Raw genomic sequence first — 13,030 nt, forward strand, 5'->3', positions numbered from 1 at the left:
CGGGTTGTTACATCAAATCATAGGCGTCGACGTCAACGCTCACGCTCACGCCGCGCACAGAGCCCGCCTCTTTGAGGCAGGCGTCGATATCATCAGAGACATGGTACCCCACGGGCGACTTCACAAGCAGATGGAAGCGGTAACGGTCCTTGGCTCTCTCGATTACACACGAAGCTGGGCCCAGCACCTGCGGCACCGCGCTGCCCGCCCGCAAAAAGTCGGGCGCGGCGGCATGCCAACGGCGCTTAAGAAGCTTTGCAATGCGCTCGATGTAGTCCTGCGCGTCGTCTCGGTTCGCCGACCACACCAAAATGTTGACCAGGCGAACAAACGGCGGGTACAGCGCGTCGCGGCGCTGATCCAGGTCGTAGTCGGTAAAGATCGAACGGTCGTGCTCAGCGACGGCGCGAATTACCGGGTCATCGGGCAGGTAGGTCTGGATGATCACCTCGCCGGGACGATCGCCGCGACCGGCACGGCCCGCCACCTGTTCCAGCAGGTCGTAGGCGCGCTCCCCTGCGCGGAAGTCCGGCAGCTTGAGGGCGAAGTCGGCATTGACCACGCCCACGAGCGTGACCTCGGGAAAGTCGAGACCCTTTGCGATCATTTGGGTGCCCAGCAAAACGGCGCAATCGGCCGCATCGAATTGCTCGAGCAGCTTTTTGTGCGCATCCTTGCCGCGCGTGGAATCGGCATCCATGCGAATAATGGCGACATCCTCAGGAAGCATCTGGTGCAGCGCGTCCTCGATCTGTTGAGTGCCCAGACCCATTTTTGCCAGGTAGCGACTGCCACATTTGGGGCAACGGCTCGTGGGCGCGGGATACGGCTGCACGCGCCAAGACGAACCGCAGGTGTGGCACTGCAGCGTGTGTGTGCGCTCGTGATACGTAAGCGCGGTGGAGCAGTGGTTGCAGGTGGGCACGCAGCCGCATTCGCGGCACATCAGAAACGGCGCAAAGCCACGGCGGTTATGCAGCAGCACGGCCTTCTCGCGGCGCTCGACCACGCGCTCCAGGCCCTCCATCAGCGGTTTTGAGAACATGGAACGACTGCCGTGCGAGAACTCACGGCGCAGGTCGGCGATCCGAACCGTCGGCAGGACTGCGTGTCCCGGGCGCTCGGGCATCTCGACGCGCGTCCAGGTGGCACCGTTATACGTGCCACGGCGGCAGCGATCGAGGGCCTCGGCCGAGGGCGTGGCGGAGCCCAACACGAGCGGGCAGCGGTAGCGCCGCGCCATCTCGGCCGCCACCTCGCGCGCGTGGTAACGCGGGCTGGACCCTTGCTTATAGCTGGTCTCGTGCTCCTCGTCGATGATGATGAGGCCCAGGTCGTCAAGCGGGCAAAAGAGCGCCGAGCGGGCGCCCACGACCACGCGCGCGGCACCGCTGGCGACCATATCCCACTGGTCCAGGCGCTCGCCGGCCGAAAGGCGCGAATGGAACACGGCGACCGTCTCACCAAAGCGCGAGCGAAAGCGGCCGACGGTTTGGGCCGTCAGCGAGATCTCGGGCACGAGCACGCACGCCGAGCGACCGGCTGCGAGCACGCGCTCGATGGCGGAGAGGTACACCTCGGTTTTGCCGGAGCCGGTGACGCCGTCGACAAGGACCACGTCTCCGTGGGCGTCAAGACGGGCGCGCTCAATCTGCGCGAGCGCCTGCTGCTGGCCGTTGGTAAGTGCGACCGGCGCCTTGCCGCTTGCCGAGGACAGCGTGGTCTGCTCGCTGCATCCACGCCAGGCGCGGCGCTCCTCCACAACCACGACGCCGCGTTTTTCGAGCGCCTTGATGGTCGCCGACATGCTGTTATAGAGAAGGTTGAGGTCGCGCGTCGTGACCGGGCCGCACTGGAGCGCCTCAATGAGCTGACGCTGGCGAACTGCAGTCTTGGGCGGCGTATAGTCGAAACCCTCGGGCGTAAGCATGACCCAACGGTTTTGGATAGGCTTGACGGCTGGGCGCTCAACCGACCATGCGCCGTCGTCACCCTTGACCACGCGCGGGCTGCCGCCCGGAGGCAAGAACAGGCGCAGGCACTCGGAAAGCGTTGCGACGTACTCGCGGCTCATCCAGTGTGCGATACGGGCGGCTTCGGCGGTAAAGAGCGGTTTGCTGAGGATGGCCTCGATGGGCTTGATGCGCGCAGGGTCGAGGGCGTTGTTGCCCTGCAGATCGCCCAGCTCAGGAGCAATGTCGACGACATAGCCCGCGGCCGCACGGTTGCCAAAATGAACTAGGACGGTGGAGCCGATCTGGACATCGTTGGCGAGTGGCTGCGGAATGCCGTAGGCAAACGGCTCGAACAGCGCACGCGCCGGGATGTCGAGAACCACGCTCGCATAGGCGGCGATGGGCTCAGGTGTAGGTTTAAGCTGCGTCGGGGCGGCGGCAGGAGCCGCGGACTTCGGAGTCTCCTCCGGATCCGGCGAACCAAACAGCGAAAGTTGCTCGGCCATGGCCCCAGCACCTCCCATCCCATTCGTCTACAGAAACAAGAACCCCGCTCAGGGTGAACGGGGCTCGGATACAAACGTTTGCGCAGCGATTAAAGCGCCATCGTGCGGGCGCGATCGATGCGCGCCAGGCAGTCGTCGCGGCCGACGAGCGCCATGGTCTCGCCCAGCGGAGGGCTCACCATGTTGCCGCAGACGGCGACGCGCACGGCCTGGAACACCACGCGCTTCTTGAGGTCCATCTGCTCGGGCAGCGGCTCAAGCGCGGCGTCGATGTTGGCAGCCGTCCACTCGTTCACACCCTCAAGCGCGGCCTTGGCGGCATCAAGAATGGCACCCATGCCCTCCTTGGCCAGGCCCTTGTTGACGGATTTCTCGTCATACTCGAGCGTCTCGGCCGTAGCGAAAATGGGAGCGGCGACGGTCACGGCGTCGGCCGGCATCTTGGTGCGCGGCTTGACGATGGCGGCAAGCGCGTCGATCCAATCCTCGCCGTACTCGACGTTACCCTCGATGAGACCCGCCTCGTGCAGCTCGGGGACCATGATCTCGTCGGCAAACTGAGCATCGGACATGCCGTTGATGTACTCGGCATTGACCCAGTCGAGCTTCTTGGGGTCGAAGGTCGCCGGGTTCTTGGAGATGCGGTCGAGCGAGAACTTGCTGGCCAGGACATCGCGCGGGATGATCGTGGTCTCGCCGTCGAGCGACCAGCCGAGCAGCGCCAAGTAGTTGACGAAGGCGTCGGACAGGTAGCCGGCGTCGCGGTACTCCTCCACCGAGGTGGCGCCGTGGCGCTTGGAGAGCTTCTTGCCGTCGGCACCCAAGATCATGGAGATGTGGGCGAACGTAGGCACGGGCGCGCCGAGGGCCTCGTAGACCATGACTTGACGCGGGGTGTTGGACAGGTGGTCGTCGCCGCGGATGACGTGAGTGATCTTCATCATGGCGTCATCGACGACGGTCGCGAAGTTGTACGTGGGCGTGCCGTCGGAACGGAAGATGACAAAGTCGTCAAGCTCCTTGGCGTCGAAGGTTACCCCGCCGTGGACGGCGTCGTGGATGACGACGTCGCCGCGGTCCTCGGGCACCTTGATGCGAAGGACGTAGGACTCGCCGGCCTCGATGCGACGGCGGGCCTCCTCGGGATCAAGATCGCGGCAACGGCGCTGATAGCCCTGGAAGGGGTCCTTGCGCTCCTGCGCGGCCTTGCGGTCGGCTTCGAGCTGCTCCTTGGTGCAGAAGCAGGGATAGGCCTTGCCCTCGTCCCAAAGCTTCTGGGCGGCCTGTTTGTACAGGTCCAGGCGCTCGGTCTGGGCGTAGGGGCCAAAATCGCCGCCCACCTCGGGACCCTCGTCCCAGTCCAGGCCCAGCCAACGCATGGCGCGCAGGATGATCTGCGTGTTCTCGTCGGTGGAGCGGGTGGGGTCGGTGTCGTCGATGCGCAGGATGAACGTGCCGCCGTTAGCACGGGCGAAAGCCCAGTTATAGATAGCGGTGCGGGCGCCGCCGATGTGCAGCTTGCCCGTCGGTGAGGGTGCAAAGCGGACGCGAACGTCTGATGCCATGGATATCTCCTCGATTGCAGGATGGATGTCTAACCGCACCAGTATAAAGCATCAAAGCAACCTCCGCACAAAGGGCACCGACCTACTCATTGGGGACAGACTTAAATGACCAGTCGGAGCTGACTGACAAGGAGTGTCCCCAGGTGCCACAAGAGAGTCTAAGGCTGTTCATTTAAGTCTCTCCCCAATGAATACCCAATGAATACCCGGTTGGTCATTTAAGTCTGTCCCCAATGAGTAGGTGCGGAAAGGGTGTGAATGTTTGATTTACGCGCTATGATGTGCCCTTGCATAGAGAGCCCGGCGGAATGGTAACGGTCGCCGGGACACGTTTTTGAAAGGACAATCATGTCAGAAGAACTTCGTTCCATCCCGCCCCAACACGGGTCCTTTGTTTTTACGTCGGAGTCGGTGACCGAAGGTCATCCCGATAAGATCGCTGACCAGATCAGCGACGCCGTCCTCGACGCAATCCTCGCCAAAGAAATAGAGCTCCAGGAGCAGGGCTACATCGCCCCCAACGGCGTGCCCGCCAACGTGGAGAACGTCCGCTGCGCCTGCGAGACCCTCGTGACCACCGGCACCGTCATCGTTGCCGGCGAGATCCGCACCCAGGCCTACGTCGACGTGCAGGAAATCGCCCGCGGCGTTATCCGCCGCATTGGCTACAACCGCGCCAAATTCGGTTTTGACTGCGATACCTGCGGCGTTATGAGCCTCATCCACGAGCAGTCGCCCGATATCGCCCAGGGCGTCGACGAGTCCTTCGAGACCCAGACCGGCGCTACCACCGACCCGATCGACCTGATCGGTGCCGGCGACCAGGGCATGATGTTTGGTTATGCCTCCAACGAGACCAAGACCCTCATGCCCATGCCGCACTACCTGGCAAGCCGCCTGGCCGAGCGCCTGGCTGCCGTGCGCCACGACGGCACCCTCGCCTATCTGCGTCCCGACGGCAAAACCCAGGTCACCGTGCGCTACGAGGAAGGCAAGCCCGTCGAGGTCACGACCATCGTTATCTCCACGCAGCACGCCGCCGAGATCGAGGACATGGGCAAGATCAAGGCCGGCCTCATCGAGCACGTCATCACCCCGGTCATGGCCGCCGAGAACATGCCGTGGGATAATGCCGATATCTACGTGAACCCCACCGGTCGCTTTGTCGTGGGCGGCCCCATGGGCGACACGGGACTCACCGGCCGCAAGATCATCGTCGACACCTACGGCGGCTACGGTCGTCACGGCGGTGGCGCCTTTAGCGGCAAGGACTGCACCAAGGTCGACCGCTCCGCCGCGTATGCCGCGCGCTGGGTCGCCAAGAACGTGGTCGCCGCCGGTCTGGCCGACCGCTGCGAGGTCGAGCTTGCCTACGCCATCGGCGTTTCCAAGCCCCTCTCAATCATGGTCGACACCTTCGGTACCGCGCATGTTGCCGAGGACAAGATCGTTGAAGCCGTAGAGAAGACCTTCGACCTGCGCCCGGGCGCAATCATCCGCGACCTAGACCTGCGTCGCCCCATCTACGAGAAAACAGCAGCCTACGGTCACTTCGGCCGCGAAGACGCCGACTTCACCTGGGAGAAAACCGATCGAGTCGAAGAACTCAAAGCAGCCTGCGGCCTGTAATTAAGAACCGCTAAGGTCACAACAACATATGCACTTTCAAAAGAAGTACCGGTTGGAACCGGTACTTCTTTTTTTATTTAACCGGTAGCGAAGATGAGCCGACCTGGGACATGGAATAGGTCACAGGCCGATAAATTTTGCAGTATAGCAACTCCAACCATGTATCCTTAGTCCCGAGGGGCGGGGCATAAGGTCGATCGCGAGTTCCGCACGAGCCGGAGAGCACTTAATGTGCTCTCCGTGCGAGCAGGACTGTCCGAGCAGGCGACCTTATGCCCCGCCCCTCGGGACGACGGGACAGATTAAAGGAGCACCCATGGCAGGCAAGCCGCAAACACTAGCTACGACCTCAGCATTCGAGATCTTGGGCCCCGTCATGGTCGGCCCCAGCTCATCGCACACCGCCGGCGCCCTGCGCTGCGCCCAAGTTGCCGCCAGCCTGCTAGAAGGCCGCATTACCAAGGTCACCTTTGGCCAGTGGAACTCCTTCGCCCACACCTACCGCGGCCACGGCACCGACCGTGCGCTCGTCGCGGGCATCCTGGGCCTCGACACCGATGACGAGAATATCAAGCAGGCCTTCAACCTCGCACGCGAGCAGGGCCTCGAATATCACTTTGACATCAAGGGCGACGACGCCTCCATCCACCCCAATACCGTCGATATCGACATGGTCGACGACACGGGCGCCACGGCACAGGTCCGCGGCGAGAGCCTGGGCGGCGGCAAGATGCGCATTAGCCGCATTAACGGCGTCGGCGTCGACATCTCGGGTATGTACTCCACGCTCTTCGTGGCACACCAGGACGTCCCCGGTGTACTCGCCGCGCTCACCAACCTGCTCGCCTACGCCCACGTGAACATCGCCTTCTGCCGCACCTACCGAACCGAAGTGGGCGGCCAGGCCTACTCCGTCTTTGAGACCGACGGCGCGCCCGACGACACCGTCGTCCCCATGCTGCGCAAGCTCGACAATGTCGATTACGCAACGTTTATCGAGCTCCCCGGTTCTGCCTCGTCGCTCTCCCCCGGCGTCTCGGCCAAGGAAATCTTCGACGACGGCGAGCAGCTGCTCGATGCGTGCGAGGAACTGGGGCTCAGCATCGGCGCCGTCATGGCCGTTCGCGAGGCGCGTCTGACCGGCGAGGCTCACGCCGTCGCCGCCATGCGCCGCGTGCTCGACGTCATGCGCGAGGAGACCACAGCCCCCATCGCTAATCCGCAGCGATCGCTCGGCGGGCTTATCGGCGGCGAGGCCAAGCTCGTCGAAGCAACCCGCTGCAACGATTTGAGTGCAAGCCTGATGGGCGCCGTCCAGACCGACGCCGTTGCCCGCGCCATGGCCGTTCTCGAGCGCTCCGCTACCATGGGCGTGATCGTCGCCGCCCCCACGGCCGGCTCCGCGGGTGTTGTGCCCGGCTGCGTGCTGGCGCTCGCCGATCGCCTGCAGCTCGACGACGAGCAGGTCATGGACGCGCTCTACTGCGCAGCCGCCATCGGCCTCAACCTCACCACAAGCGCCTGCGTTGCCGGCGCCGAGGGCGGCTGCCAAGCCGAGGTGGGAAGCGCCGCTGCCATGGCAGCCGCCGCGCTGGTGCAGATGCTCGGCGGCACGCCCGAGCAGGCGCTCGACGCCAGTTCCATCGCGCTGAGTAACCTGCTGGGCCTCGTTTGTGACCCCGTCGGTGGCCTCGTGGAGGTGCCCTGCCAAAACCGCAACGCCATTGGCGTGGCAGCGGCCTTTAGCTCGGCACAACTCGCCCTCGCAGGCATTAAGAGCTTGGTGCCGTTTGACCAGATGGCACATGTCATGCTTTCGGTGGGCCACGCGTTGCCGGCCACGCTGCGCGAGACGGCAAAGGGCGGCATCGCGCAGGCTCCGGCCGCACTTTCGGCCTGTGCAAAATGCGGTGTGTGCGGATAGCGGCAAAGAACGACTCAAAGGTGGGACAAATGTCCCACCTCTTTTGAATGCCACCGTTTCCGTACCACAAACAGTAGGGCAATCGCTATAATGCAAGCCCAGTAAAAACACGATGAACCGCAAGGCGAAAATCGAAGGATATGCATACGATGTCGCAAAACGATCGAACTCAACTGATTCCCGATCCGCAGCAGCCGAGCAGGCACACCGGCGGCGTTCAGTCGCCGCGTCCTATCGCGCCGAGCCACGGTCAGCAGCGTGGTGCGGCAAACGCTTCCCAACGCCCGAACCAACAGCGACAGCAGCGTCAACAACGTCAGCAGCACCAGGCAAACGGTAATGCGCCCAAGCACCCCCCCACGCACGCTCGAGGCGATCGCGGCCCCGCGCGCAAGTCCGCCGGCAACAATAAGTCGGGCAAAAAGACGACGCTCTTTGTCGTCCTGGGTCTAATCGTCATTGTCTATATCGTAGGCGTCGTAGCATTTTCGCAGGTAGCCTACCCCAACACCACCATCGCCGGCGTCGACGTCTCGTTCTCCAACGCTTCGTCTGCCGCCACCAAGGTCAACTCGGCATGGAAGCACTATAAGCTCACCGTGACAGGCGATGACTTTAGCTGGACCTATCAGCCCGAGTCCGATGAGCCCATTGTCGACGGCGAAGCTGCCGCAAAAGAGATTATCAGCCACAACAAAGCCTTTGTATGGCCGGTCCGCCTTGTGGAATCCTTAAGCGGCAAGACCAAAACAACCGCTACCTCCAACGAAGTCGATCTTGATCAAGACGTCGACCTGTCCATGCTCTCCGACACCTTTGACCAAAAGCAGTTTGAGAAGGATCTGGGCGCCGCCATCGACGAGTTTAACGAGGGCCGTTCGGGCACGTTCGAGGCAAATAGCTCCTATGACGAGCAGGCCGGCAAGTTTACCGTCGAGAAGGCGCGCTCCAACGAAAAACTCAACCGCGAGCATGTCATTAAATATGCCGAGCTCGAGCTTGCCTCGCTGGCCGAGACCGTTGATCTTTCCAAGCTCGGCAACGATGCCTATGAGCCGCTCAATGGAACGCTGACCGATGATCAGATTCAGGCCGCATGCGATGCCGCCAACAACTTCCTAGGCGTCAACGTGACCCTCAAGCTCAACGGCGAGGATGCCGGCAAGGTTGATGGCAGCTCCGTCTTACAGTGGATCAGCTTTGCCGATCCGGCCAGCCCCACGCTCGATACGTCACAGATCAGCAGCTGGGCAGCCGAGCTCGCCAACGGCTTTAATACCGTGGGCTCCACTCGCTGGTGGACGCGCGCCGATGGCAAGCAGTGCGCCGTCGAAGGCGGTGACTTTGGTTGGTCCATCGACAGCAGCTCGCTCGCCAAGCAGGTCGAGGACGCCATTAACAACAAGCAGACCGGAGAAATCGAGATCAAGTACTCCCAGAAGGCCGACACCTTTACCGCAAAGGGAGAGCCCGACTGGAAGGCGTATATCGACGTCGACTTGTCCGAACAGCACGCGCGCTACTATGACGAGAGCGGAAATATCGTTTGGGAGGCCAACTTTATCTCGGGCAAGCCGGGCGAGGACGCCACCCCCGAAGGCGTGTGGCAGATCAACAGCAACGACGGCGGCAGTACCCTGATCGGAGCCAAGGACCCCGAGACCGGTAAACCCAAATACGAAAGCCCGGTGAGCTACTGGATGCCGTTCGAGGGCAATATGATCGGCTTCCACGATGCCACCTGGCAAAACGACAAGAGCTTCGATAATGCCGAGTCGTACAAGTGGTGCGGCAGCCACGGTTGCATCAACCTGCGCCTGGCAGACGCCAAGGCACTTCACGACTGCATCAAAGTCGGCCTGTGCGTGGTTGTCCACTCGTAGTGCAACGCGCGCATTCCTACAACTTGGAACCGCTGCGACCAATCTAACAGTTCCGAAAGAAACCGTCCTATGCGCCCGCCCCAACCGGTGGGCGCATATAATTATCGAGGTTCTTTCTATAAAGGAGACGCTATGCCGAATGTCCCCACCATCACCCCGGGCGCGGATGATACCGAGCGCACGCCCGAAGGTGCCACCGAAACGATTCCTCTGATTACAGACGTACATGCCAATAAGCAGAACGGACGCACGAACGATACGGCCGAGATTTCCGATGAAGAGGCATATGCCAAGCTCAAAGCAAAACGTGCCGAACGCCGACGCAAAAAGCTGATTCGACGCGGTATTGCTGCCGGTGTCGTAGGTGCCATCGCGCTCATTGCCATTGTCGCAACCCTGGTTATCAATGCGCAGCCTCAGAGCGCTAGCGGGCCTGTGACCGACATGGTGACCGAGGGCACGTTTACCACAACGGTCGAGGCGAAAGGCCAGCTCAAACCCATTTCGTCCTCAGTGGTCTCCCCTTCTGTCGACGGCACGGTCGATTCGATCAACGTGCAGGCAGGCCAATCCGTCAACGAGGGCGACATGCTTATGACCATTAAAAACGACGAGCTCGATCGCAACGTTGCCGAGGCGCAGCGTGCAGTTGCAGCCGCTCAGGAAGACCTCGCCAACGCGCAGAAAGCCGCAGCTGCCGCGCAGGCCACCCCAACGACGGACGTCGAGGGAGCTTCCGCAGCGGCTGGCGTCTCTGACGCATCAGCGGACACGAACGCCGTATCGGCCGCGCAGCGCAGCCTCGCTTCGGCCCAGGCAAACCTAGACCAGGCGAACGCCAAGGCCGCCAGTCGCACGGTCACGGCCCCGAGCTCGGGCAGCATCGTGGAGCTTAACGCCAAGGTGGGCGCAACGGTAACAGGCGGCATGATCATGGGCGAAAGCGATACGAGCGGCGGCAAGCAGTGCATGCAGATCGCCGACCTATCCAAGATGAAGGTGACCGTGCAGGTGGGCGAAAAGGACATCGCCAAGATCGCCGTTGGGCAGAGCGCCAACGTCACGTATCCCGCGTTTCCCGATATCGTGAGCCAGGGAACCGTCACGGCTATCGCGTCGGTGGCAAACTCCGACGCCGCCAACGGCGGCGGCAGCGTGACCTTTAACGTCGACATCCTCATCGAGGCGCCCGACGCGCGCCTGAAGCCGGGCATGACGGCCGAGGTCTCGGTGGTGACCGAGCAGCTCGACGACGTGGTGATGGTGCCGACGATGGCGCTCATGACCGAAGACGGCGAACACTATTACGTCAACGTGACAACCGATGACGAGGGCAAGCAAACCCGCCGCGTCAAGGTGACCGTCGTGACGCAAAACGACAACGAAACCGTAGTCGGCAAGACACAGGTCAAGCGCGACGACCAGGGCAACGAGATCAACCCCAACGTGCCGGTTACCAAGCTGCGCGATGGTGACACCCTCGTCATGGACACCGGAGCGGACGCAACGGCTGACGGCGGCAACAGCGCGGATTCGGGCAGTATGTCTGCCGATGAGGACATGTAATGCGTCCCGTTATCGACATCCGCAACGTGCACCGCATCTTTGAGAGCGAGGCAGGTTGCGCCCACATCCTGCACAACGTGAGCCTGGCGGTAAATCCCGGCGAATTCGTCGCTATCACTGGCCCCTCGGGTTCGGGCAAATCAACGCTCATGAACATCCTAGGCTGCCTGGATAAGCCAACGGCAGGCGACTACTACCTGCAAGGGGTCAACGTGGCCGAGCTCGATGATGACGAGCTCACCGAAGTTCGCGCCCTGAGCATCGGCTTTGTCTTTCAGAGCTTCAACCTGCTGCCGCGCCTGTCGGTTATCGAAAACGTCATGCTGCCGCTGGCCTACACCAATGTGCCCCGTAGCCAGCGCGAAATGCGCGCCGTGCACGCGCTGCAGGCCGTCACGCTGCCCGTCGACCACTGGGACCACCGCATATCCGAGCTCTCGGGCGGCCAGATGCAGCGTGTCGCCATCGCACGCGCCCTCGTCAATGACCCGCCCATCATTCTGGCCGACGAGCCGACGGGAAACCTGGACTCCGCCACTGGAGCGCTTGTGATGGAGACCTTCCATAAGCTCCAGGAGCGCGGCAAAACCATCGTGCTTATCACGCACGACCCCGGCATTGCCGCCGAAGCCGACCGCGCCGTGACCATCCGCGACGGCCGCATCCACGACGGCGCGTATATTCCACATGCACCGAAGACCCTGCGCAGCGCCGTAGATAGCCTGCCCACGATTTCCGCCTCCGTCAACCCGCCGAAAGGAGTGGTGGCATGAGCGCCCGCGATCTCATCCAGGAAGCCCTTCACTCGCTCGAAGCCAACAAGGGGCGCAGCCTGCTCACCATCCTGGGCATTGTCATCGGCATCGCCTCGGTTATCGCCATGACCTCGCTCATCGGCGGTATCCAAAACAGCCTGGTCAACAGTCTGGGCCTCAATGCGGCACGCATGGTGCAAATCTATTCGTCGCAAGAACTCACCGAGTCGGACATCGAGAAGCTTCAAAAACTGGTGCCGCAGATAGAGCAGATCGGCATTGTCGACAGCGCGTATACCGAGTATAAGACCGGCGATAAAAGCTATACCGTCATGGCACAAGGTGTCGATAGCGACATGCTCGACGCGGTGGGGGCCAGCAAGCTCGTTGCGGGGCGCACCTATTCCCAGGCCGAGTCCCAGTCAGGCTCGCGCGTGGCGCTCATCAGCCGCAACGGCGCCGATCAGCTTTACGGCAACGAACAGGATGCGCTGGGGAAAACCATCAAGGTGTCCAACGGCGAGGTACAGATTGTCGGCGTGATTGATGGCGGCAGCGACTCCATGGGCTCGCTCACGCTGTATATGCCACGCGAAACCATCTCCGGCCTGTTTGGTGACGAGAATCCTTCATTCCCCAGCGTGACGGCACTTGCCGCCGAGGGCACGGACATGGATGAGCTTTGTAAGACCATCGAGTCAAAGGTGCGCGCGATGAAGGGCATCGAGGAGGAGGATGGGTACGACAGTGTATCGGCGACATCCATGAAAAGCGCCATCGATGCGCTCAACTCCTTTATGGGCGCGTTCTCGCTCATCATGGGTGCTGTCGCCAGCATCTCGCTGCTTGTCGGCGGTATCGGCATTATGAATATGATGCTTACCAACGTAACGGAGCGCATCCGCGAGATCGGCATTCGCCGTGCCCTGGGCGCAAGTCGTCGCGATATCACCGCGCAGTTTTTGGCCGAGTCCTCGGCGCTGTGCGTCACCGGCGGACTGTTGGGTGTCCTGATTGGCTATCTGCTGGCATGGGGACTCACGTTCTTTGCCGCAAGCTCGGGCATCATGAGCGAGTTTGGAGCTACCGGGACGATCACGCCAAGCTTCTCCATTACAACAGTGTTGATCGCGTTTGCCGTATCGGTCGGCATCGGCGTAATCTTTGGCTTCTACCCCGCTCGCCGCGCGGCGAAGCTCGACCCGGTGGAGTGCCTACGCTACCAGTAAGCCACCACCAACAAGTTG

General features: G+C 62.1%; 8 protein-coding genes. 6 read left to right on the top strand and 2 right to left on the bottom strand.

Annotation, left to right across the window (positions count from 1 at the left end; all coding sequences use genetic code 11):
• Positions 1 to 7: 7 nt before the first annotated feature.
• Together priA and gltX are read right to left on the bottom strand one after the other, a co-directional pair.
• The gene (gene priA / locus GT495_RS02680) at positions 8 to 2,461 is read right to left on the bottom strand and encodes a primosomal protein N' (protein WP_240128072.1); all 2,454 of its coding nucleotides are present in this window, start codon (positions 2,459 to 2,461) and stop codon (positions 8 to 10) included.
• Between the two features lie 89 nt (positions 2,462 to 2,550).
• Positions 2,551 to 4,026: a glutamate--tRNA ligase gene (gltX, locus tag GT495_RS02685; protein ID WP_161161397.1), complete on the bottom strand. Its 1,476-nt coding sequence runs from the start codon at positions 4,024 to 4,026 to the stop codon at positions 2,551 to 2,553.
• Between the two features lie 348 nt (positions 4,027 to 4,374).
• Between gltX and metK the strand changes: the two genes are divergently transcribed.
• From metK to GT495_RS02715, 6 genes are all read left to right on the top strand, one after another.
• Positions 4,375 to 5,655 carry a methionine adenosyltransferase gene (metK, locus tag GT495_RS02690; protein WP_161161398.1) on the top strand — a complete coding sequence of 427 codons (1,281 nt, stop codon included), beginning with the start codon at positions 4,375 to 4,377 and terminating at the stop codon, positions 5,653 to 5,655.
• Positions 5,656 to 5,971: 316 nt separating this feature from the next.
• On the top strand, positions 5,972 to 7,579 hold the full coding sequence (gene sdaAA / locus GT495_RS02695) for an L-serine ammonia-lyase, iron-sulfur-dependent, subunit alpha (RefSeq protein ID WP_161161399.1): 1,608 nt from the start codon (positions 5,972 to 5,974) through the stop codon (positions 7,577 to 7,579).
• Between the two features lie 149 nt (positions 7,580 to 7,728).
• On the top strand, positions 7,729 to 9,462 hold the full coding sequence (locus tag GT495_RS02700) for a L,D-transpeptidase (RefSeq protein ID WP_161162669.1): 1,734 nt from the start codon (positions 7,729 to 7,731) through the stop codon (positions 9,460 to 9,462).
• A 132-nt stretch (positions 9,463 to 9,594) separates the two neighbouring features.
• Positions 9,595 to 11,028 carry an efflux RND transporter periplasmic adaptor subunit gene (locus GT495_RS02705; RefSeq protein ID WP_161161401.1) on the top strand — a complete coding sequence of 478 codons (1,434 nt, stop codon included), beginning with the start codon at positions 9,595 to 9,597 and terminating at the stop codon, positions 11,026 to 11,028.
• Positions 11,028 to 11,801, top strand: a complete 774-nt coding sequence (locus GT495_RS02710; protein ID WP_161161402.1) for an ABC transporter ATP-binding protein — start codon at positions 11,028 to 11,030, stop codon at positions 11,799 to 11,801. Before GT495_RS02705 ends, GT495_RS02710 begins: the two co-directional genes overlap by 1 nt.
• Positions 11,798 to 13,012 carry an ABC transporter permease gene (locus GT495_RS02715; RefSeq protein ID WP_161161403.1) on the top strand — a complete coding sequence of 405 codons (1,215 nt, stop codon included), beginning with the start codon at positions 11,798 to 11,800 and terminating at the stop codon, positions 13,010 to 13,012. Before GT495_RS02710 ends, GT495_RS02715 begins: the two co-directional genes overlap by 4 nt.
• Positions 13,013 to 13,030 lie beyond the last annotated feature (18 nt).

Source organism: Collinsella sp. BIOML-A6 (assembly GCF_009875845.1).
In the GTDB taxonomy this organism is placed as follows: Bacteria; Actinomycetota; Coriobacteriia; order Coriobacteriales; family Coriobacteriaceae; genus Collinsella; species Collinsella aerofaciens_H.